Genomic DNA, 22,803 nt, shown 5'->3' with positions numbered 1-22,803 from the left:
AAAGCGTGGTGAAAAAAATCATCATACCGGTGCGTGGTGATGGGAAGGGCGAAAATGTCCTTGCCCATGCCGCCGCACTGGCACGTCGGTTTGATGCCCATGTCGTCGTTACCCATTGCAGGCCAAGACCGGAGGATCTGCTTCCTTTCGGCGTTCCGATTCCCGCTGTCCTCAAGAAACAAATGATGAAACAGGCCGTGGAGCTTGCCGATCAAGAGGAAGGTGTTCTCCGCACCGAATTCATTCAATTGGCGGAGACTCTGGGCCTGAAGGTCGTTCAGCAATCAAACGGCGATTCCCCATCGGCATCCTGGATCGAGGAAGCCGGCCGGCAGGTTGACGTTATCAAACGGCATGGAAGACTTGCCGACTTAATCGTCGTTGCCCAACCCGATATCGACCGCAATCTCGGCGCCAACACCCTGAAATCGGCGTTGTTCCATACCGGGCGTCCCGTAATGATGTGCCCGCCGGCTGAAACGCCGCCCGAGGTGCTGGGGGACAAGATCGCGATTGCCTGGAACGGTTCTACCGAGGCGACACGCGCCGTGGCTTTGACCATGGGTATCATCGAGACGGCCTCTGAAGTGACCATCCTGTCCGCAGGCAGCGAGGTTCATGGTGCCGGCTCAGCCGATCTTGTGTCGTACTTGGCGGATCGGAACATCACGACAAAAGTCGACCGTTTCACCGCAGAGAAAAAGATCGGCGTGGAGCTTCTTGCAAGAGCTAAATCTTGTGGCGCCGATTTGATGATCATGGGCGCTTACGGCGACAGCCACGAACGGGAAACCGTCTTTGGCGGCAACACGCAAACCATTGTCGATACGGCAAAGATGCCGGTGATTCTGGTGCACTAAGGAACGTATTCGCTAACGCACTCGAGAAGAAAGGAGCCAGTTACAGGTAGTTTGGAGACCAAACGAGTATGCGCTGCGTGACGCTTTCACGCCGAATAGAAATAATGATTGTATGGGAGGAAGATATGACTATCGCAAGAGGACTGATGGTGAGTTTCATCGGCGCAACCGCCTTGGCTGCGACGACATTTTCTGGCATCGCAAGCGCCTTCGAACCCAACAAACCAATTGATTTCGTCATCATGGCGGGTAAAGGCGGCGGCGCTGACAAAATGGCGCGACTGATGCAGGCCATCATCGAAAAAGAAAAGATGGCGCCCCGCCCACTGGTGCCGGTTAACAAGTCGGGCGGTTCGGGTGCCGAAGCGTTGATCGCGATGAAGAATGCCAACGACCCCAATCACACCATCATGGTGACATTGAACTCATTCTTCACGACACCTTTGCGTCAGCCCGGACTTGATGTGGATATCATGAAGTTCGCGCCGGTCGGCCGTATGGCGGAAGATACCTTCCTGCTGTGGGTGCACAAGGACGAAGGCATCAATACCTTCGAAGAGTATTTGAAAGTTGCGGCAGAGCGCGGTTCTGGCTGGGTCATGGGCGGCACCGGCAAGAACTCGGAAGACAACATCATCACCGACTTCCTGAATAACAACTACGGCCTCTCCATGAAGTACATCCCCTACAAGGGTGGTGGGGAAGTCGCCAAGCAGGTCGCCGGCAAGCAGTTGAATTCATCCGTGAACAACCCCTCAGAAGCTCTCGGGTTTTTCGAATCAGGTGATCTTGTGCCGCTGGTCGCCTTCACGGACGAGCGCCTGCCATTGTTCCCTGACGTGCCGACTCTGAAAGAACTCGGCGGTGATTTCTCCTACTTCATGCAGCGTGCTGTCGTGGGTGCGCCTGGTATGTCCGACGAGGCTTTGGCTTACTACGAAGGTCTGTTCCAAAAGGTCTACGATTCGGCCGAATGGCAGAAATACAAGTCGGCAAAATCTCTCATGGGTGACTTCACCAACGGTGATGACTTGAAAGCCTACTGGGTAACCCAGCGCGACCGCCACCAGAAGATCCTGAAGGCTTCTGGCGCGATCAAGTAATCGCCGGGATCGCATAAGAGAAGATTGGGAGATTTCGAAGAAATGCGTAGAGCCGAAATTGTCACTGCGGTGATCCTCGGAATTCTCTCAATCTATCTCATGTGGAAAAGCGGCGAGCCGCCGGCATGGGATCCGGATGTTGCACGTTTCGCAAATATCGGCCTGATCGAAGGCGAAGGTCCAGGTAGCGGTTTCTGGCCGTTCTGGCTCTCCGCCATCATGCTCGTCTGCAGCATATGGATTGCTGTGAACTGGTTTCTGCGTGCTTCGCCGGTTTCAGTCTCTGAAGAACCTTTTCTCGACGGGTACGGCAAACGGATGCTGTTGCTGGTGGGCGGAGGCCTGTTCGGTTTTCTTGCGCTCATTCATTTCGTCGGATTCTACGGAGGAATGTTCGCTTTTCTGATCTATTACCTTCGTTTTCTCGGACGCCATTCGATCAAGCAATCTGTGACGGTCGCTGTCTGCGTTCCGGTCGTGAGTTTCTTCTTCTTCGACATCGCAATGCGAATCGTTTTGCCGAAGGGATATCTCGAGCCGCTGTTCATCCCGCTCTACGACATTTTCCTCTAACCAGAGGATAAAGAACCGTCGCGCTCTAGCAGGCACAGAAAATCTGTATGGAAGAAAAATGGACGTAGTTTATTCCCTTCTGAACGGCATATTGGTCGCACTCGAGCCGATTAATCTTGGCCTCGCGGTTATAGGCGTGATTGTCGGTCTATTCGTTGGTGCAATGCCGGGTCTGGGATCCGTAAATGGGGTTGCCATCCTTCTCCCCTTTACATTCGTCATTCAGAATTTCACTGGCGGTGCGACGTCACCGATGATCTTTTTGGCGGCCATCTATTACGGTGCGATGTACGGGGGTGCGATATCCTCGATAACGCTCGGCATCCCGGGCGCCTCCACAGCCGTTGCAACCACTTTTGACGGCCGCCCCATGGCCCTGTCGGGAAAGGCCCACTTGGCGCTTGTAACAGCTGCCATCGCGTCTTTTGTCGGCGGCACTGTTTCTACGCTCTTTTTCACCGGTTTCGCACCGATCCTGGCCTCTGTCGCACTTTCCTTCGGCGACCCTGAGATTTTCGCTCTAATGCTGTTGGCTTTCGCGACCTTCGTCGGCCTCGGCGGCGATGACATTCCCAAGACGATTTTTTCGATCTGTATCGGTCTGGTCCTTGCGACGGTCGGCTTCGATATCGTCTCCGGCGAACCCAGATTGATCTTTTTCGATATCACCGGTTTTACCCACGGCATCCGCTTCCTGGTTCTGGCCATCGGTGTTTATGGAATCGGCGAGATGATCTGGACGATCAACACCTCGCGCTACGGCAACACCATGACGACCGTGGATCTGCGTGCCAGCAAGATCTGGGAAGCCATAAAGGATTTCCGGCATGCATGGCGCGGTACGGCCATCGGCTCATCGCTTGGATTCTTCGTGGGAATCCTTCCTGCTGCAGGCGCAACGCCCGGTTCACTGATGTCATACGGTGTTACCAAGATCACCTCCAAAAAACCGGAGGAATTCGGCAAGGGTTCAATCGACGGCGTTGCAGCGCCAGAGGCCGCAAACAATTCAGCCTCGACCGGTGCCATGCTTCCGATGATGACCCTGGGCATACCCGGCTCCCCCACGACAGCAGTGCTGCTGGCGGGAATGGTTATCTGGGGCCTGCAGCCCGGGCCGCTACTCTTCACCAACCAGCCGGACTTCGTTTGGCCGCTGATCGGGTCATTTTACATTTCCAACTTGGTAGCCGTCGCAATCAACCTCGCGTTCATCCCCATCTTTCTTTGGATGCTGCGGATGCCCTTTACCATTTTGGCGCCGTTGATATTCGTCCTTTCACTTGTAGGTACCTTTGCAGCCTATCAGGACATGTTTGACGTCTGGTTGATGGTCATTGTCGGAATCGGCGCCTTCTTCCTGCGGATCCTGGACTACCCAGTCGCTCCTGCCGTTCTCGCCATCGTCCTTGGACCGATTGCGGAACCGAAACTTCGTCAGTCTCTGCTCTTCTCGGATGGCGACTTCAGCATCTTCTTTACCCGGCCCATCGCCGGGCCGATCACTATCGTCGCACTGATCCTGATCTTCCTGCCGCTGCTGAAGTATATTCGAGATCGGGTGCGGAAATCGAAAATGGGAGTGGTTTGAACAAAAACGGTCTGGATAAAGAAAACGGGGCCTGGAACCCGGGCATCGCTTCGGAGATTCCGAGCGAGTTGATGCCCCTGGTCACGCTCTATCGGCCGGAAAATTCAACGATCGACATTAAAGAGGCTAAGGAGATTGCCACGTTCTGCGGTCTGAAAACTGCGGAGCTGATTTCCTTCCGGGTCGAGCGCCTGGTCATTCACGAATTGCTGATACGGGTCACGGCTGACCTTTCCGTGCCCGACGGGCCAAACTACGAAGATCTGGGTATCAGCTTGAGGGCTATGGTTGCGACCATCCTCGATCGCTACATCACGCCTCAAATCGAAGAAATCAGAGTTGCATTCGAAGAAAGTCGCTCTGAAATCAGCTACCTGATCGGCAAAGAACTTTCTGAACAGATCTTTGTGTCCGTAGCCGCGACTCAAGACACTCCAAACCCACCTTCCCTCACCTCGAGGCTTTTCGGAAGCTTGTTCGGCAAGCGCAAGCAGGAGAAAACACCGGCTTCCGAGTCCAGAGAGGTCACCGCCCTCGCCAACTGGCAAAATCGCCTCTTAGGTTGCAAAGATCCGTTGGAGAGGACCTGCCTCGACGCCTTGGTAAAAGTTGTCAGCGGAATTCTCGGCCATCGTGGTCGGCTGCTTGGAGATCAAGACATGATCGCCAATCTTGCAACCAATCTGGTCTGCAATAGCTTCGGAAGCATTCAGGTCGGAAAATCCATCGAACCCGTGATTGAGAAGGCCGTCGAAGGCGAGCGATACCGGGTCTTGCCGGCACAGGAAAAACCGGTTGTCATGAACGTAAAGGGCGCATCTGCTTCGGGTAAAAGCACCATCCGTCCGCAACAACGCAAACTGGCGGAGAAAATTGGGATCCCGTGGGAAGACTTTGCGCTCATCAGCCCTGACTACTGGCGAAAATTTTTACTGGATTATGATTCGCTTGGAGAAAACTACAAATATGCCGCGATGCTAACTGGCCAGGAACTGGAGATAATCGACAAGAAACTGGATCGTTATATGGCAGACAAAGCATCCAGAGGCGCCATGTCTCATCTGCTGATTGACCGCTTTCGCTTTGACAGTTTCACGTTGGATCCTGACCGCAGTTCCGACAGCAGACTCCTCACCCGGTTCGGCGATCTGATTTTTATGTTTTTCATGATCACGCCGCCGGGCGAAACCGTTGCACGAGCCTGGGAGCGTGGTTTGAAAACCGGCCGCTATAAAGCAGTCGACGACCTGCTTTACCACAATGTCGAAGCCTATACCGGCATACCCAATCTGTTCTTTTCCTGGGTACTGTCGAAGGAAAAGCGCGTGCATTTCGAGTTTTTGGATAACGACGTACCTGAGGGAGAACTTCCTAGAACCGCCGCGTTTGGGTGGAATAGAACCATGACGATTCTGGATATCAATTTAATGGTCAATATCGATCGCTATCGAAAGGTGGATATTGAAGCCCAGGAGCCTGCCGGGATATTCGATCGCAAAGACATGGTTCTAAGAGACAACACCACTTTCATGAAGCGCTGCGCCGAGCTCATACCAGATATCAATTTCGCGGATCAGGAGACAGGCTACGTTTATGCTCGGATGAACCACGGGAAAATGACTTGGTGCGACGCCCACTATGTCGAAAATCTAAGCAAAGAGCCGGATGTGAAAGAAAGCCTTGAGGCGTTTGGCTTTTGGGGAGCAGCCCCCTCGGAAAGCACTGGCCTGGAGGTTTTGGATTTAGAAGCGGAAAAAAATTACACTCTGGGTAGGTGGGGCGTTCATCAGACCAATTGACCTCTGCAGCATAAAGCCCTTCTGGTTGGTTCGAGCATGAGATTGTGCATCTGTCACTAAACCGCTGAAAATTTTCGCAGCGGTGCGGTGTTGATCAGTTTGTATGCGCTATGACTGCAGTGCGATCGCCCTTAAACATTTTGGTCAAGAACGATCGCACTCAAGAGGAAGTAGCTGTCAGGCGTCAGCAGTCAGCAGCCTTGTCCGGAATGCGACGCCAGCGACTGCCGCACCGATGCAGGGCGCAACCAGAAACAGCCAAAGCTGTGCAAGCGCCTGACCTCCTACGAAGACCGCAGGGCCCAAGCTACGTGCAGGATTAACCGAAACACCCGTCACCTGGATGCCGACAATATGGATGACCACCAGCGTGAGGCCGATTGCAAGGCCTGCCAGCAGGTTTGGCCCACCCTCCTGGGTGGAGCCCAGGATCGCGACCAGGAACAGGAAGGTTGCAATTACCTCGAAGACAAAGGCTGAGACCATCGAGTATTCACCAAGATATCCGGCCCCCCAACCATTCTGGCCCAGGCCCGAAGCCGCTAAATCATGCCCGGCCAGCTTTCCGCTGACGATCAAATAGAGGACACCTGCACCGGCGATCCCCCCCAAGCACTGCGCAATAACGTAAGACACAAAGTCTGCAGGTGACATGCGGCCGGCAATCAAGACACCCAGGCTGACGGCCGGGTTAATGTGACAACCGGATAGCGGTCCGATTCCATAAGCCATGGCAATCAATGCCAGTCCGAAGGCAAAGCTTATCCCCAACACTCCGACGACATCTCCGGCAATAACAGCCGACCCACACCCGAAAAGAACAAGGGTGAAGGTTCCGATAAATTCCGCGACAGCTTTGTTCATGGCTGTAATCCCTCTCTTTATGCAGGGTCCACCAACAATAAGCACCCTCAGGCGAACCCTCTTTCGCCGATGAAACATAGTCTATCAGTCAGTTAACCATTGATATTAGGGAAATTCCTGGTGCGATAAGACTTGACATTGAGGCTAAAAAGCATCACATCCCCGTCTCTCGCTGCTTGATGCCTCCACTCGGCATCGTTGGCGGCTTTACAAAAAAACAAAAATGTTTCCGCCGTGCCTCTGCACGTGCTTCGGTTTTGGCCAAAGTTACGTCCTGACGCCCAGCTACGGGTTACACCGCGGAATGCTCAGCCCCTTGCCTGAAAAAGGGGCTGTAACGTCTGCGGAAGGACAAAGACGATGGCATCTTTCGACACGCTCGGCTTGAGCGATGATCTCTTGCGTGTGGTTCAAGCCCAGGGCTTTACCGAACCAACGCCAATCCAGACCAAAGCAATCCCAATGCTGCTCGACGGCCGCGACCTCAAGGGTGTCGCGCAGACCGGTGGTGGCAAGACGGCAGCCTTTGTGCTGCCTCTGCTTCACAGGCTCGCCGCAGAGAAGCAGCCGACCAAACCGGGAATGGCCAACGCACTGATCTTGGCACCGACGCGCGAGCTTGCAAATCAGATTGGCGATTGCATTCGTCAGTTCAGCAAGGGCCAGCGGCTTTTTCACACAGTTCTCTTCGGCGGCTCTCCATTTTTCCCGCAGATGAAGGCCCTGCAGCGCGGCGTCCACATCGTCGTGGCCACACCAGGCCGCATGATGGATCATATCCGCCGGGGCAATCTGAAACTTGATGATGTTCAGACCTTTATCCTCGACGAAGCCGACCGCATGCTCGACATGGGCTTCATCGACGAAGTAAAGCAGGTGGCCGCCAGCCTGCCAAAAGAGCACCAGACGATCATGTTCTCGGCAACCATGAACAGCGGAATCCGCAGCCTGGCCGATAAGCTGCTCAATGATCCGGTTCAGGTAGAAGCCGCCAAGGAAAGCACGGTCGCCTCCACGATCGACCATCGCGTGCTTTGCGTCGACTACCGCAACAAAAAAGAGCTTCTGCTGCACCTCTTAAAGGACGATGCTCTTAGCCGGGTTCTTGTTTTCACGCGTACGAAAGCCATGGCCGACAATCTGGCGAAGGATCTACGCGACTGTGGGCGCCGCGTCGATGCCATTCATGGTGACCGGGAGCAGCGGATCCGCCAGAAGGTCCTGCAGAAGTTCCGCAAGGGCTTCATCGACGTTCTAGTGGCAACAGATGTCGCCGCCCGCGGCATCGATGTTCCGGACATCAGCCATGTGATCAACTACGACATGCCTTTGGAGGCCGAAAGCTACGTTCATCGCATCGGCCGCACAGGTCGTGCCGGCACCAAGGGCACCGCACTTTCGCTCTGCGAGACCAAAGAAGGCAATCTGTTGCGCAACGTCGAGCGCGCGATCCGGCAGCCGGTTCCTGTTGAAAGAGACCATCCTTTCCATGCGGAACTGGCTGGTAGCCGAAACAACGGCGCCAAGCGGAATGGAAAGAAATTCGGAAAACCCTACGCTGGCAACGGCCGCAAGCCTTTCAAGAAAGACGGATTTAAATCTGCAGATGCCGAAGGCGGCGCACGGAAAGGCGGCAAGAAGCCTTTTTCCAAAACTGCAGGCAAATTCAGGAACGAAAACGCGGGCAGAAAAGACCACGCCAACGACGGTCAGAATTTCCGCAAGTTCAAAGACAGTGGCTACAAGGGATCCAAGCGGAAACGCGCCGCTTAAAGCACATGAGATGCAGGCACGGGTTTAAGCCCGCGCCTGCATCCTCCCTGAGCCTCCAAGAAAATCACCAGCCCCTTACCTACTTTGGCACGGCGTGACCGGCAAAATGGTCGCCAAGCGGCCAGAGGTGAAGCGGGAACCGGTCTCTTCTCAGGTTACAAACGGCAAAGCCGGCTTCCTCGATCATCTGCTGCGGGCTGCGATTAAGATTGCAACCGCCCGCGATATGCCCCCACACCCCATTCAAGCGATCCTGCATCCTGCGGCAAAAGGGCCTGCCGGAGCGCCCATGCTCGCAAAATAACAGGCGACCGCCAGGCCTCAATACGCGGCGAATTTCTCTTAACGCCCGATCTGGCTCGGGAATTGTGCAAAAAGCATAGGTCACGACAGCGGTATCGACACTCGCCCTATCGAGTGGGATACACTCGCCACCCACCGACATCAGTTCCGTCCGCAGACGTTGAGCGCTCAGCTGCTTCCGTGCCAACTTGCGTCTCGCGATCGAGAGCATCTTTTCGTCGGGATCGATCGCGATAAGGCGCTCAATCCTCGACATATCGTAATAGGGCAGATTCAAGCCAGACCCAAAACCAATCTCGGCCACGACACCGCTGGCCTGAGGAACGACCTGCATCCTCATTTTAGAGAACGTGCCCAGCGAACAGCCTACGTGGACGACATGGGGTGCGACGAACCGCTCATAGCTGGGTACGCAGGAAAAACACATAGCTGGGACTCCAGTCTGGATCGACCTAATATCTTGCGAAGGCCGTCGATTTCGAGATTCTAGAGTCTGATCGTTTTTCATCGAATCGATGAAGAAAGCGAACCAGCCTCTACAACGTATGGACAGAGGACCGATCGCATTTTTGATCGACACAACAAAAAGCAATTGCACTCTAGACACTGGAGATAAGACTTTGCCGTCCCTCGAACGTCCCCTCTTCACGTTCAAGCCCATAGTCCGATGCAAAAGCTGAAGCTCGATCTAAAAACCCTTGGCTTTCCGCAACTCTTCCTGAACGGCAACAGTGTCGAGCTTGGTTTACGCAAGGCAATCGCTTTGCTCGTGTATTTGGTCGAGACGGAAGGACGGGTCGGGCGCGACATCATGGGCACCCTGCTCTGGCCGGAAGCAAATCAGGAGACCGTCCGGGCAAGACTGCGCCGGACCCTCTACAAGATCCGTGTGGCCTTCGGCACCAATCTCATCGAAGCAGACCGCGATACGCTCCGTTTTGAGTCCAGAGTGGAGGTGACACTCGACGCACGGCATTTCGAGAAGGCTTGCAATGACGGGGCCTTCGCTGGCGCCGCGCGGCTCTACAAGAACGATTATCTTTCCGGTTTCGCGCTCGATGACAGTCCTGAGTTCGAAGACTGGGCTTTCTATCGTCGCGAAGGGCTGCGCAGCCGCCTCACGCAGGCTCTGGAACGCCTTGTCGAGGCCGACATCGCACAGGGCGAGTACGGGGAAGCCCTTGCTTCTGCAACACGCCTTCTGGCGCTTGATCCACTGAACGAAGCCGCGCACCGCCACGTCATCAGGATTCATCTTCTTGCCGGTCAACCTTTGGCGGCAGAACGCCAATATGACAACTGTGTCAATCTCTTGCGCGATGAACTTGGTATCGCACCTGCACAAGAAATCAAGCGACTTTTAACCGAAATCTCAGAAAGCCCGGCGAAGCCCTCTGCCAACCAATCGAGACCCAAGACGTTCTACGTCGCAAGCAACAACCTGCATATTGCTTATCAGACGCTGGGCGAAGGCAAGCTGGATATCGTCCTGGTACCGGGGTTCGTCTCGCATGTCGAACGCGCATGGGAAGACGCACGCTGCCGGTCTTTTTTGACCGCCCTTTCCGGACTGGGCCGCCTGATTATTTTCGACCGACGAGGAGTCGGCCTCTCCGACCGGGTTGGGATGAACCCGACCGTGGAGGCGACGTCACAGGATATTACCGCCGTGATGGACGCCGTAGGCTCGCGAAAAGCCCTCTTGATCGGCGCCTCAGAAGGAGGACCGGGCTGTATTCACCTTGCAGCCTCTGCGCCGAACCGTCTTGTTGGCCTCGTCCTCTATGGTTCCCTCGCCAAAGGCAGCAGGGAACGGGGGTATCCCTATGCCATGAGCCGGAACCAATACGACATCTGGCTCAAACGTTTGATCGGGGAATGGGGTGGGCCGGCAGAGTTGGCCTTCTTTGCCCCCAGCTTCGTCGGCGATCGGCAGGCAGAAAACTGGTGGGCCGGCCTCCTGCGGAGCGCCTCCAGTCCAGGCGCGATCAAGGGCGTTCTGGAAGCCCTGCGCGATCTCGATGTAAGGCCGCTTCTACCCGAGATCGAGGTACCAACATTGGTGATCCATCGTCGTGGCGACCGTGCCATTCGAAGCGAGGCCGGACGCTATCTCGCACAAGCGATTCCAGGCGCACGCTTTGTCGAACTCGACGGCAAGGATCACTGGTTCTGGGCCGGCGACCAACAGAGCGTTCTACGCGAGATTACGGACTTTACATTGCAACTTGAGAAAGCTCAGAATTAGCTGCGGCACCGATCCTTAAGAAGGTCTTTGGACATGAACCAGAAGCTGCCAAAGCTAATTTCCTTCGCCATATCGCATTACTGCGAGAAAGCGCGCTGGGCGCTGGACTGGTATGGCATCGAATACACTGAGGAGTTTTGGCCGATCGGGCTCCACATGAGGATGACCCGGGAACTCGGCGTCCCCAAATCCTGCGTCCCCATTCTCATGCTTGACGGAGAAATCCTGCAGGGCAGCCGGGAAATCCTAGACTGGGCATATGTCAACCGGACAGATTCCGAAAAATCACTCGAAGACAGCAAACATGGAGAAGAAATCCGCGAAATCGAGGCCCGGGCCGATGACGTTGTCGGGGTCGAAGTCCGACGCTTACTCTACGCTCAGACCCTGACACAGCACCCCGACATCGTGTTGGAACTGCTCTACGGTAATCTAGATAGTAAGGTCAGGTCTGTCGGCCATAATCTATGGCCCAAGATCCAACCCGCCATGATCCAAACCCTCGACGCAGCGCCCGACGCCGTAGCGGATTCACGTGCCAAGCTCGATGTGGAATTGGATTGGCTCGACGAGAAGCTTGCGGAAGGCAAACACCATCTCGTCGGCGATCGTCTCACGCGGGCCGATCTTGCCGCTGCCAGCCTCCTCGCTCCCTTCGCTCAGCTTTCCCGGGAGCGGATGTACAGACGAGTGGAGGTTCCGCCGGAGATCGAAGAAGAATTCGAGCGACTGAAGGACAGACCCAGCATGAAGTGGGTCGCCGACACGTACCGGGACTTCAGATAACCGCTTTCAGGACTCTCATGATTCACGCTGGTAGACTCTTCGGCCAGCGGCATAGGTTGCCTCGATGGCACGATCGTCTGCCAGGATCATTTGGATGAACAAGGCCTCCTCCAAATCCTTGGCATGCTTCATCCGCTGCGCAATCAAAGGCGTCGAATTCAAATCGACCACCGTAAGATCGGCTTCGAGACCAGGGACCAGATTCCCGATTTTATCATCCAGATACAGCGACCTCGCGCTGCCCCAGGTTGCCAGGTAATAGGCTTGGACCGGGTGGAGACTGAAGGACTGGAGCTGCGCAATCTCGTAGGCGGCACGCATAGTCCCGAAGATGGAAAAACTGGTGCCCCCGCCCACATCCGTAGCCAGTCCAACCCGCAGCGGTTCTGTGTGCTCTTGCGAGGCCCTCAGATCAAACAGGCCACTGCCAATAAAAAGATTTGAGGTCGGACAGTGCGCAATGGCACTACCGGTCTCGGCAATGACTGCTTTCTCGCGCTCGGACAGATAGATGCCGTGACCCAATATGCTCCGCGGCCCGAGCAAGCCATACTTCTCGTATACCCCTAAATAGTCGTCGCAATCCGGAAAAAGTTCCGCAACCCAGGCCAACTCCTGGCGGTTTTCCGACACATGAGTCTGCATATAGACGCCACCGGTCTCCTGCCACAGTGCACCCGCCGCTTCCAGTTGGGCCTCTGTGCTTGTAGGTGCGAAGCGCGGGGTCAAGCCGTAGAGCGCTCTGCCTTTGCCGTGCCAGCGCTCAATAAGCGACTTCGAATCGTCGTAGGCCGACTGAGCGGTATCCGTCAGAAAATCCGGCGCATTGCGGTCCATCATCACCTTGCCTGCAATGACCCGCAGATCATAAGGCGCGCAAACCTCAAAAAAGGCATCGACCGATTCCGGATGGACCGTGCAGTAAACAGCCGAGGTGGTGATGCCGTTGCGCAGGCTTTCGTCAAGAAAGAGTTGAGCAGCCTTGCGGGCATAATCCCGATCGTGGAATTTGCCTTCTGCCGGAAAAGTATATTCGTTCAGCCACTCGATTAGTTGCGCTCCATAAGAGGCAATGACTTCCATCTGCGGATAATGCACATGGGTGTCGACGAAGCCCGCCATGATCAGCCTGCCGGGATAATCGTGGCGCTCAACACTCGGCTCCAGACGAGCCAACAACGCGGGCGCCTCACCGACCTCCTGAATAACGCCGGCCTCTATGATCACCAGACCATCCGACCAGAACCGAAGGGCGGAGTCTGTTCCAACTTGAAAGGGGTCTCCGGTGAACTGCAGCACCTGCCCTCGGATCGCGAGTCTATTGCTTTGGTCCATCGTTTTCTCCCGACGGGGCCGATTTCACGTATCTAAGCCTTTGGCTGGCACAATGCAGTCGGCACATCCAGATCAATGTACCGCTCTATTCTTACCGCCTCCAGAAAGGCTTGGGAATGGGACACAACGACCAAAGCACCAACATAGCCCCTCAAGGCCTGTTCCAATACGTCGAGCGAGCCGAAATCCAGGTGATTGTCAGGTTCGTCAAGTAGCAATAACGGAGGCGCAGTGGTGGCGCCGAAGACAATTGCGAGAGCGACCTTTAAGCGCTCTCCACCGCTTAGATCGGCAGTAGGAAGCAAGACCCTGTCCCCTCTCATCCTCAGTTGAGCAAGTCGCGTACGTGCCTGCGTTTCCCGTAGTTCCGGTAAATGACGTGTCAGATTTTCTAACGGAGAAACAGTATCATCCAGTATGCCTAGATGCTGATCGAGTAGAACGCATCGATTGGCGCGCAGCCTCACCTCACCGCGGCTCGGCTGTGTCGTATTCTCAATGAGGCGCAGGAGCGTCGATTTACCTGATCCATTGGACCCGACCAACGCAATCCGGTCTCCGGCGGCAACCTGAAACGACACACCCTGCCGGAGCGCCTTACCTCCATAGGGCATGGCGACATCGCGTAACGCGGCAAGGACACCCTGTGCAGGTGCCGACGGCGGTGTGAAAATACTTAAGGGATCTATGCGTTCGACCACCGCACGCGCCTCCTGCGTTGCGGCCAATGCGTTGTCTTTCCGGTTTGCCGCTATCCGAGACAGTCTGGATGTCGATGCTTCGGCGCGGGCCTTTGCAGCATCAAGGATCATTTTATCCTGGCTCCCGTCCCCGCGTTGCTTTCGCCCGTAGGCATCCCGCCGTGCCTGCCGCTCTTTTCTCGCCTGCACTGCACGCCGCTCCTTGAGCTGCACCGCCTCCGCGGAGGCAAGCGTTTGCTGTGCGGCGGTCAATTCCGTATCTTTTCGAGTGCGGTAGAGGCTGTAGTTGCCGCCATACGTCGCCAAGCCAAGACCGGTCAACTCCAGGATCCGGTCTACGGCGTCCAGCAGTCCTCGATCATGCGTCACGATCAGAGCGCCATCTCTCCATTGTTCCAATCGTTCGATCAACCAACGGCGCCCATCCCGATCAAGATGATTGGTCGGTTCGTCGAGAATCAAAAAATCGGGACGACCGATTTCGAGCGCCAGAATAGCCAGGCGCGTTCGTTCTCCTCCGCTGAAACTTTCTACCGGCTCCGATAAAACCGGTGGCAAACCAACAGCTTCGAGAGCCAAGTCAAGATCCTCTCTCAACGACCAATCTTCGCCGATCAGTTCGAAGTCCGCGGGGTCGCTGCCGCCCTTTTCAATCCGGTCCAGGGCCTCCAGTCGAGTGGATACACCAAGTGCCTCTGCCTGGGTTCCATGTATGCGGTCAGCAGCATTTTGAGGCAGATAGCCGACCGAAGCGCGCCGCACGACCCGACCGTCGCTTGGCGGCCTGCGGCCTGCCAGAATCTGGGCCAACACTGATTTGCCTACGCCGTTGCGACCAACCAATCCGCAAAGCTGTGGGCCAAGTGCGATATCCAGATTCTCGAAAAGAAACCGGCCGTCGTCAAAATGAAAAGAGATCGAACGCGCGGCAATCGCCGCAGGAGAGCGGGCCATAACTGGGCTCCCATCATTGTCCACGTCTGTCCACGCTTGTTGCGCAAACGGCGATGTCTTAGATGGAAAGCGCCTGTTTCATGTTCCCGTTTCGCTTTAGTTTCAACCTGATCTATGGGAGATCAAGTTCTTGATACGACAGATATAACTTCACGCGGTCAAAGCTTCAAGAGCGGCCTGACCAGACACTCTCTGTCTTAGCGCAGGCTGCTCTTGCCGTAGTGACGCTCGATACGCGACTGGACAACCTCAAAGATCATCGAGATCACCCAATAGACAACCGCCGCAGTAATCAGCATTTCAAGATGCTTGAATTCCGAACGCCCTTGCGTGCGCGCCAGAAACATCAGCTCCCAAACCCCCATGACCGAGACCAGGGAAGAATCCTTAAGCATGGCAATGAACTGGTTACCGGTCGGTGGAATGACGATCTTGATGGCCTGAGGCAGAATAATCTTGCGCATGATCACGCTGTTGCGGAGTCCCAGTGCGCGCCCGGCTTCACTCTGTCCTTTGGGAATCGCTTCGATACCCGCACGAAAAATCTCTGCCATATAGGCGCCGTAGCATAGCGATAAAGCGGCAATGCCTGCCGGAACCGCATCGACGATGAAGCCCATCTGTGGCAGACCGAGATAAATCAAGTACACCTGGAGCAGCAGCGGCGTGCCGCGAAAGAACGAAATATAGAAAGTCGAAATACCGTAACCAACGCCGCTGTTCGACAGTTTGGCCAAGGCACCGACGAGCGCAATCATAAAGGAAATCACGATCGCGGCCGCTGAAATGTAAATGGTCGTAAAGGCGCCCTGTGTGATCAGAAACGGCAAACGAGACCAAATAAACTCATAGCTGAGTCCGAAGGAATTGAAAAACGCCAGCGCAAGGAACAGCAGCTCGAACCATACGATCCCCACCTGCCATTTGAACGGCAAGTAACGTAAGCCTTCCACATTTGCGACAATGATGAGCGAGAGAACCAACGCCGCGGCAATGCGGATATGCCAACCCGCTTCTGCCGCGGGCGCAACCAGTTCACCGAAAAAACCGCCTCCTACATTCGCTACCGCAAGGACGATCGTTGAAACGGCGAAGATAAGCGCGGGGCGCCGGAGCGCGGAAAGTTCCACACCGCCCGGCGCCCCAGCATCGTTGGAGGGCACGTTACGAGCCGACTATTTAGCGGTCGTGAAGTCGGTACCGTACCACTTGATGGACAAGGCGGTCAGCGTGCCGTCCTCATGCATCTTCTTCACAATCTCCGCAACCTTGGCAGAGAATTCGGGATCACCCTTGTCTACAGCGACCGAAAGAGGTTCGTAGAAGGCTGCATCACCGACAACTTTTACCGGATAGCCATTCTTGATGGCCTCGTCGATGGTCGGACGCGCACTCAACATCGCATCGAGACGCGCGCCATCCCCGAGGCGCAGATCATCCAGGACGTTGATATCGGTCTCGTAGGTTCGAATACTGCCTGCAGTCACATCGTAGCCAAATGGCGGTGTTCCCTCGGCATCGATCACCAGGTCCTTATTCAGATAGGCTTCGTAGGTGCAGCCGCCACAAACGCCGAACTTCATTCCGTTTAGGTCTGCGCTTGATGCTGCAGATGAATCTTTGTGAACCGCAAAAGCAGCCGGCGTGTAGTAATAAACAGCGGGGAAATCCAGCACCTTTGCCCGCGCCGTGGTTGGCGTCATGGAGCCCACGGAAATATCCCAGCGGCCGCCCCAATTGCCTGCAGTGATGATTTCCCATGCCGGCGTGACGATCTTCAGCTCTGCGCCCATGCGCTTGGCAATTTCTCTAGCCACACCAACGTCGAACCCATCCATCTCGTTTTGATCGTTCAGGAACGACTGCGGTGGATATTCAGGATCCGACGACAGGGTGAGTGTTTTGCTGCTCATCACCCGGTCCAGCGTCTCGCCAGCCATCGCGGTCGGGGACCAGGGGGTCATCGCCGTCGCTGCCAGCAAAACCGCGGCACCCATACTAAAAAGCTGTTTCATTCTCTCTTTTCCCTGCAGTTGACGCGGCTATTTGTACTGCCGCTGTTGACAAACGCTGCTTGCCGATCACTCTCCGGTCGATGAGCCAATCACGGTGCGCAGCGCACTCTCAAAGTCTTCGTGGTTGTGATAACAGCCACAGAACGTCCGCTTACCACTATACCCCATTCGTCCATGTAACAGACGCCAATTATCAAAAATCAATGCCATACCCGGCCGCAATGGGATCGTCTGCCAGTTCGCCTTTTCGATAACACGCGCATGGAAATCCCGATAGGCTGCATAGAAAGCGGACATCCGGTCCGGCGGCAGTGTAAAGGGTGCCCGGTCATAATTGTTGAAGCTGATTTGCCGCAATTCGCCGTCGGCATCGCTCAGGATCGCGGGCCGTTCCGCCCGCAAATGGACCCCCGGTTCAATATATCGCCCGGGAACCGTCACTTCGCTCAATGTTTGGAAGTAGTCCGGAGCTTCCCGGCGCATCGTCTCGGCAAGCGCGAAACCGTCGACCAAAATTGACTCTCCACCCCTGCCATCAAACTCCCGACAGACGAAGGACTGAAGTCCCGGCGCATCGTGGCTGTAGGTCCCATCCGTATGTGGCTCAAGATACTGCGTGCTGTATGCCGTATCGTCGTGGTCATCGACCTCGGCGGACAGGGTCCAGAGACCCCCAAAAATCGTTTGGCGGACATAGCCGATGCGGGTCAGGAAACGTGCGATGGAGTCGTCGTCGGTCGGGACGCCTTCAACGACGGTAAATCCCGTCGAATAGACCTGCTCCAGACAACCGCGCAGACCACTTTTCGTATTCAGGACCGCGTCGTGTGCGAAAACAGCAGGCCGCTCAAACGGCTCAGCCATTGACCACAAGCGGCGTGGCACTGCCGGTGCCGGATCCGCATCGGCAGGAACGAGCCCCGCCATGCTGGCGAGAAAACCGCAAGAATAGCGGCTTGGGGAACTGCCGTTCTGCCAGGCAACTTCGATGGCGGCGCCTTCTTCCAACAGCTTGCTTGCCGTCCCACGAATATCGTTCGCAATAGCAAAGGTATCAACGCGTCTCTGCAGCGTGTCAGGGTCTAAACTGGCCTCATCCTGGCCGTGATCGCGCAGCCAGAACCAGGGGAAAATCGTCTCCTGCCCCCCTATCCATCGCAGCGAGAGCCCTTCGTCCTTGAGCTCTACATCGGCCACCCGCACTTCAGCCAGTTGCGGCATATACGACTCCTCCAACACCTACGGCAGCGCCGCATTAAATGGACGCCGCGAAAACAGCTTGTCGTTTTCACACTTCATACTACCGCATTTACCGGCTATTTATGCAACTGTATAATTTGAACGAAAACCTGAAACCCTTGTTCTCAGGCGCCTCTATCTGTCCTAGTTTAGTACCGTTTCCTGCGCTTTGGACTGTGAGCGCTTTGTGACAAGAGAAAACCTGCAGCTCCGCTCGACCTTCGCGGTTTTGGCATATCTGAAAGGCGTTCATGGCCCGACGTAGTTTTCATCACGCCCCGGAAGGCGCTCGACGCCAGGACTTGATCAACGCGACGCTGGACTGCATCGCCGAAAACGGCCTGCAGGGTGCCACAGTGCGTCAGATTGCATTGCGCGCGGGCGTGACCGCAGGCCTGATCCGCTATTATTTTCCGGGTAAAGACGAGTTGGTACATGCTGCCTACGGCGAAACCATGAACCGCATGACCGGACAAGTAAAATTTCTGGCTGAACAGACGGCGTCATACGAACACGCCAACCCGCGCCAGCGTCTGGCCCTCTTCGTCGAGGCCAGCCTGAGTCCTCCCGTCGTTGATGCAAGAACCCTTTCTCTCTGGGCCACTTTTATCAGCCTGATCCACGTGGATCCGGCTATGGCGGCCATCCACAAGGAAAGTTATCTCGCTTTCCGAAACGAAGTTGAAAGGCTGATCGCTTCGGTCTTCAACGATGAAGGCAAATCCGCCACCAAGGCCGAGCTCGCGAAATACGCCATTGCCGTCAATGCTGTCATTGATGGTCTCTGGCTGGAAGGCTGTCTGGCCGGCGACATGTTCGCCGAAAACGATCTGGTTTCGATCGGCATCAAGGCTGTTGAAGCCGTGCTAAAACCTGAAGAGGCCGAAACAGCATGACCACAAAACCACCCTACGACATCCTCTTTGAACCGGTGCAAATCGGTCCCGTCACCGCACCCAATCGCTTTTATCAGGTGCCGCACTGCAACGGCTTTGGCCACCTGCGGCCAAAAGGGCTGGCGGCGATGCGCGGCATCAAAGCCGAGGGCGGCTGGGGTGTCGTCTGTACTGAAGAGGTCGAAATCCATCCGACAGCCGAGATCTCACCGGCTGTCGAAGGGCGAATCTGGGACGATCTCGATATTCCATCCCATCGGCTGATGACAGACGCCGTGCACGAGCATGGAGCACTGGCGGGGATAGAGCTGGTTCACAACGGTCTTCATGCGCCGAACCGCATCAGCCGCCTGCCACCAATGGCTCCCTCTGCAACACCCGTCGATTCCAGCGATCCAGTCCAGGCGCGGGCCATGGACCTTGCCGACATCAGAAACTTACGCCGCTGGCACCGCGACGCGGCGCTGCGCGCCAAGAACGCCGGCTATGACATCGTGTATGCCTACGCAGGACACAGCATGTCGACGTTGATGCACTTTATGCAGCCACGTTACAACCAGCGTAGCGACGAATACGGCGGCTCGTTGGAAAACCGGGTCCGCCTGACACGCGAAGTTATTTCCGAGATCAAAGATGCTGTTGGCGATAGCTGCGGCGTGGCCTTTCGCTTTGCCGTGGATGAACTCATGGGCGCAAACGGCCTGTCCATTGACGGGGAGGCCCAGGACATCGTGGGCCTGCTGGCCGAACTGCCCGACCTTTGGGATGTCAACGTCAGTGGCTGGTCAAATGATTCCGCCACAGCCCGCTTTGAGCCGAACGAAGGCTATCAGGAGAGTTACACCGCCTTCGTTAAATCCATGACCAGCAAACCGGTCGTCGGTGTCGGCCGCTTCACGTCGCCCGACGCCATGGTCTCACAGATCCGCCGCGGTGTGCTCGACTTGATCGGAGCTGCACGCCCCTCAATCGCCGACCCCTTCCTGCCTGCAAAGATCCGCGAAGACCGCATCGAAGCCATTCGTGAATGCATCGGCTGCAACATCTGCGTCAGTGGCGACAATCTGAATGTTCCCATCCGCTGCACCCAGAATCCAACTATGGGCGAAGAATGGCGCCGTGGCTGGCATCCGGAGAAGATCGCAGCCAGGGCCTCCGACGCGCCGGTACTGGTTGTGGGTGGCGGTCCAGCGGGTCTGGAATGCGCGCTTCAATTGACCAAGCGCGGCCACAAGGTGACGCTGGCGGAAGCAACGTCTGCGCTCGGTGGACGTTCACTGCTGGAAAGCCGGCTGCCCGGCCTCGCCAGCTACGCACGGGTCAAGGAATACCGCGAGGGCCTGCTGCGGACCATGGCCGATGCCGAAATCTACCTGGAAAGCCCGCTCGACGCACACGCGATCCTGGACTTCGGTTTTCCTCACATCTTCCTTGCAACCGGATCAAGTTGGCGGCGCGATGGAACGGGCCGGGCGAATCATCGACCGATCCCGGGGCTCGACAAATTGCCGGTCCTTACACCCGATGATGTCTTGGCGGGAAAACATCCCACATCGGGGCGAGTTGCGGTGTTTGATGACGACCACTATTACCTTGGCGGTGTAATCGCGGAGCGACTTGCCGAGTCTGGCTGTGAGGTCACTCTCGTGACGCCGGCCCTGAGTGTCTCCGCCTGGAGCGACTTCACACTCGAGCAGGACAAGATCATAACGCGCCTGTTGGAGAAAAACGTCGCACTGACGGTTCGCCGAAACATCACGAAAGTTTCGGATAGCGGTTTGGAACTGGCCTGCATGCACACGGGCCGGCGAGAAGAAATCAGCGCCGATGCCTTGGTTTTGGTCACTGCGCGTAATGCCAATCAAGGTCTGCAGCAATCCCTAGCCGCGCAGAGCGAAGCAATGGCAACCGCCGGAATTGAGACACTGCAGCCTGTCGGTGACTGCCTCGCGCCCGGAACCATTGCCAACGCGGTGTATCAGGGACACCTGGCCGCACGCAATTTTCTGGGCGAAGCGTGGGATGCCGCTCTCTTCAGGCGGGAAATGGCGGCTCTGGGGTAAAGCTGCTTCAAATCAATCTGCGCCCCATGAAGCGCAACGCTCTTAAATGAAATTCGTATAAGCGTTATACGTCAGCGTACGATTATGCTACCCAAGAGTGAATCGAATCAGAAGATGAGGAACGGTTCGGTATCATGACGAATTGGGACGATTACCGATTTTTCCTGGCGGTGGCCGAGGAAGGCAGTGTTTCGGGCGCTGCTCGAAAACTGGAAACCACGCAGCCAACCGTCGGCCGGCGTATCGCCGAGCTGGAAAAGCGGTTGAACGCGAAACTGTTCCAACGCAGTCGGAACGGCTATCTTCTCACCGAATTGGGCGAATTGGTACGCGATCGGGTCAAGGTCATCAACGGCGAGTCCCTGTGGATCGAGCGCAAGGTCAGCTATATTGATAAATCGCCCATCGGCCGTGTGGTTTTGTCGACGACTGAGGATATCGGTTACTTCTGGCTATCGAACCTGCTCGGTAATTTCCACGCCGAACATCCTGAGATCGATCTAGATTTGATAATCGGTTACCACGCCGTCGATATCATCAATGGTGAAGCCGATATCGCGTTGCGGGTCGGTGATCCGCGTTCGCAGGACCTGGTCGGCCGCTGCCTCGGTCAGGTCCGGTTCGGCCTCTATGCCTCGCCCGAATACCTGGCGCGCCATGGCGAACCCAAAAGCATTGAAGATCTTTCCAGCCACAACATTATCGAATCCGTTCGCCAGATGAACAATTTTCCGCAGACGGCATGGCTGCGCCAGAAAAGCGAAGGCGCGCGGGTTTCCTTCACCTGTGACAACATCATGGTTGAGCTCTCGGCAGTCGAAGCCGGTTTGGGCATTGTCGCTCTGCCCGTCTACATGATTTCCAGCGCGACAAACGTGCGGCAGATTCTGATAGACGACTTCGACCTCGCACTCGACCTTTGGCTCTTGACCCATCGTGACCTGACTAAGATCCCACGCATCCGCGCTGTCCTCGATTTTCTCACCGAGCACGTCCACGGGCGCCTGATTCCAAAACCCTCCTGAGGACGACGTGAAGTGGATCAGGCCAGACGTTGAAAGAGCAAATACAGTGCCACAAGGACTAGTCCACCCCCCATGGCAATGTTGAAGCGCTTCAAACTCCTTGCGGTCTTAAAGACAAGATGGATCTTTTCGCCGATAACGGCCCAACTACCGATCCCGAGATAGCAGATGGCAAAATAAAGTGACACGAACAGCGCCAGTCTGGAAGGGGCGCCGACAAGGTCAAATGCCGACACTCCAGCGATGCAGGCCGCCCAGGCTTTGGGATTGAGCCACTGCAGAAGGAAGCCCTGCGAAAAGCTCGGAACTGTCTCGATGCGAATCTCGATTTCCGGATCTGACGACGCAATCTTGAAACCCATGTAGCAGATCAACCCAGCGCCGCCAAAAGCCAGGATATCCAGGAACAACCCGTGTTCGGCAGCGATGCCGCCCAGACCCAATCCAATCAGAAAAAGTAGCAGGGTAAAGCCGATCGTTGCACCGGCGACAAAGGGCATAGCGCTTCTTAGGCCATGATTGGCGCCTGTCGACAAAGTGATCAGATTGACCGGTCCAGGTGAAATCGACATGGACAGCGAAAATATACACATAGCCAAGATACTCGACATGATGCCTCCTAATTGGAGGATCAGACTAGCCATGCCTCCGCCTCAGGACTATCTTGATTAATTG

Annotated in this window: 19 protein-coding genes; 11 read left to right on the top strand and 8 right to left on the bottom strand. The window is 55.9% G+C overall.

Annotated features, from left to right (window positions below):
* Positions 1-5: 5 nt before the first annotated feature.
* The 5 genes from QMZ18_RS22920 (at position 6) to QMZ18_RS22900 (ending at position 5,926) form a co-directional block, all read left to right on the top strand.
* The gene (locus QMZ18_RS22920; protein WP_282608690.1) at positions 6-860 is read left to right on the top strand and encodes a universal stress protein; all 855 of its coding nucleotides are present in this window, start codon (positions 6-8) and stop codon (positions 858-860) included.
* A gap of 125 nt (positions 861-985) precedes the next feature.
* Entirely contained in the window at positions 986-1,963 is a 978-nt protein-coding gene (locus QMZ18_RS22915; RefSeq protein ID WP_282608689.1) for a tripartite tricarboxylate transporter substrate binding protein, read from the top strand.
* A gap of 42 nt (positions 1,964-2,005) precedes the next feature.
* A complete protein-coding gene (locus QMZ18_RS22910; RefSeq protein ID WP_282608688.1) occupies positions 2,006-2,536 on the top strand; it encodes a tripartite tricarboxylate transporter TctB family protein in 531 nt (176 codons plus the stop codon).
* A gap of 58 nt (positions 2,537-2,594) precedes the next feature.
* Positions 2,595-4,127, top strand: coding sequence for a tripartite tricarboxylate transporter permease (locus QMZ18_RS22905; protein WP_282608687.1), 1,533 nt, complete (start codon positions 2,595-2,597; stop codon positions 4,125-4,127).
* Between the two features lie 284 nt (positions 4,128-4,411).
* The gene (locus tag QMZ18_RS22900; RefSeq protein WP_282608686.1) at positions 4,412-5,926 is read left to right on the top strand and encodes a hypothetical protein; all 1,515 of its coding nucleotides are present in this window, start codon (positions 4,412-4,414) and stop codon (positions 5,924-5,926) included.
* Between the two features lie 177 nt (positions 5,927-6,103).
* Here QMZ18_RS22900 and QMZ18_RS22895 read toward each other — a convergent pair whose 3' ends face one another.
* A complete protein-coding gene (locus tag QMZ18_RS22895) occupies positions 6,104-6,790 on the bottom strand; it encodes an aquaporin (RefSeq protein WP_282608685.1) in 687 nt (228 codons plus the stop codon).
* A gap of 360 nt (positions 6,791-7,150) precedes the next feature.
* Here QMZ18_RS22895 and QMZ18_RS22890 point away from each other — a divergent pair, with 360 nt between their 5' ends.
* The gene (locus tag QMZ18_RS22890) at positions 7,151-8,563 is read left to right on the top strand and encodes a DEAD/DEAH box helicase (protein ID WP_282608684.1); all 1,413 of its coding nucleotides are present in this window, start codon (positions 7,151-7,153) and stop codon (positions 8,561-8,563) included.
* Positions 8,564-8,642: 79 nt separating this feature from the next.
* On the opposite strand, the gene QMZ18_RS22885 is transcribed toward QMZ18_RS22890, so the two are convergent.
* Entirely contained in the window at positions 8,643-9,293 is a 651-nt protein-coding gene (locus tag QMZ18_RS22885; protein ID WP_282608683.1) for a class I SAM-dependent methyltransferase, read from the bottom strand.
* 240 nt (positions 9,294-9,533) lie between these two features.
* Between QMZ18_RS22885 and QMZ18_RS22880 the strand changes: the two genes are divergently transcribed.
* Positions 9,534-11,114 carry an alpha/beta fold hydrolase gene (locus tag QMZ18_RS22880; RefSeq protein ID WP_282608682.1) on the top strand — a complete coding sequence of 527 codons (1,581 nt, stop codon included), beginning with the start codon at positions 9,534-9,536 and terminating at the stop codon, positions 11,112-11,114.
* A gap of 33 nt (positions 11,115-11,147) precedes the next feature.
* On the top strand, positions 11,148-11,900 hold the full coding sequence (locus tag QMZ18_RS22875; protein ID WP_282608681.1) for a glutathione S-transferase: 753 nt from the start codon (positions 11,148-11,150) through the stop codon (positions 11,898-11,900).
* Positions 11,901-11,915: 15 nt separating this feature from the next.
* Here QMZ18_RS22875 and guaD read toward each other — a convergent pair whose 3' ends face one another.
* From guaD to QMZ18_RS22850, 5 genes are all read right to left on the bottom strand, one after another.
* Positions 11,916-13,235 carry a guanine deaminase gene (gene guaD / locus QMZ18_RS22870; RefSeq protein WP_282608680.1) on the bottom strand — a complete coding sequence of 440 codons (1,320 nt, stop codon included), beginning with the start codon at positions 13,233-13,235 and terminating at the stop codon, positions 11,916-11,918.
* Positions 13,236-13,267: 32 nt separating this feature from the next.
* On the bottom strand, positions 13,268-14,890 hold the full coding sequence (locus QMZ18_RS22865) for an ABC-F family ATP-binding cassette domain-containing protein (RefSeq protein ID WP_282608679.1): 1,623 nt from the start codon (positions 14,888-14,890) through the stop codon (positions 13,268-13,270).
* 197 nt (positions 14,891-15,087) lie between these two features.
* Entirely contained in the window at positions 15,088-16,053 is a 966-nt protein-coding gene (locus tag QMZ18_RS22860) for an amino acid ABC transporter permease (protein ID WP_282608678.1), read from the bottom strand.
* Between the two features lie 12 nt (positions 16,054-16,065).
* The gene (locus tag QMZ18_RS22855; RefSeq protein ID WP_282608677.1) at positions 16,066-16,905 is read right to left on the bottom strand and encodes a transporter substrate-binding domain-containing protein; all 840 of its coding nucleotides are present in this window, start codon (positions 16,903-16,905) and stop codon (positions 16,066-16,068) included.
* A gap of 66 nt (positions 16,906-16,971) precedes the next feature.
* Positions 16,972-18,126: a TauD/TfdA family dioxygenase gene (locus tag QMZ18_RS22850; protein ID WP_282608676.1), complete on the bottom strand. Its 1,155-nt coding sequence runs from the start codon at positions 18,124-18,126 to the stop codon at positions 16,972-16,974.
* A gap of 269 nt (positions 18,127-18,395) precedes the next feature.
* Between QMZ18_RS22850 and QMZ18_RS22845 the strand changes: the two genes are divergently transcribed.
* From QMZ18_RS22845 to QMZ18_RS22835, 3 genes are all read left to right on the top strand, one after another.
* On the top strand, positions 18,396-19,040 hold the full coding sequence (locus QMZ18_RS22845) for a TetR family transcriptional regulator C-terminal domain-containing protein (protein WP_282608675.1): 645 nt from the start codon (positions 18,396-18,398) through the stop codon (positions 19,038-19,040).
* The gene (locus QMZ18_RS22840) at positions 19,037-21,103 is read left to right on the top strand and encodes an FAD-dependent oxidoreductase (RefSeq protein ID WP_282608674.1); all 2,067 of its coding nucleotides are present in this window, start codon (positions 19,037-19,039) and stop codon (positions 21,101-21,103) included. Before QMZ18_RS22845 ends, QMZ18_RS22840 begins: the two co-directional genes overlap by 4 nt.
* A 134-nt stretch (positions 21,104-21,237) precedes the next feature.
* The gene (locus QMZ18_RS22835) at positions 21,238-22,128 is read left to right on the top strand and encodes a LysR family transcriptional regulator (protein WP_282608673.1); all 891 of its coding nucleotides are present in this window, start codon (positions 21,238-21,240) and stop codon (positions 22,126-22,128) included.
* 17 nt (positions 22,129-22,145) lie between these two features.
* On the opposite strand, the gene QMZ18_RS22830 is transcribed toward QMZ18_RS22835, so the two are convergent.
* On the bottom strand, positions 22,146-22,739 hold the full coding sequence (locus QMZ18_RS22830) for a LysE family translocator (protein ID WP_282608672.1): 594 nt from the start codon (positions 22,737-22,739) through the stop codon (positions 22,146-22,148).
* Positions 22,740-22,803 lie beyond the last annotated feature (64 nt).

It is taken from the genome of Pelagibius sp. Alg239-R121, from assembly GCF_947331435.1.
Lineage (GTDB): Bacteria > Pseudomonadota > Alphaproteobacteria > Kiloniellales > Kiloniellaceae > Denitrobaculum.
The sequence above is the reverse complement of the archived record's forward strand: the minus strand, read 5'-3'. Positions and strand labels throughout refer to the sequence as shown.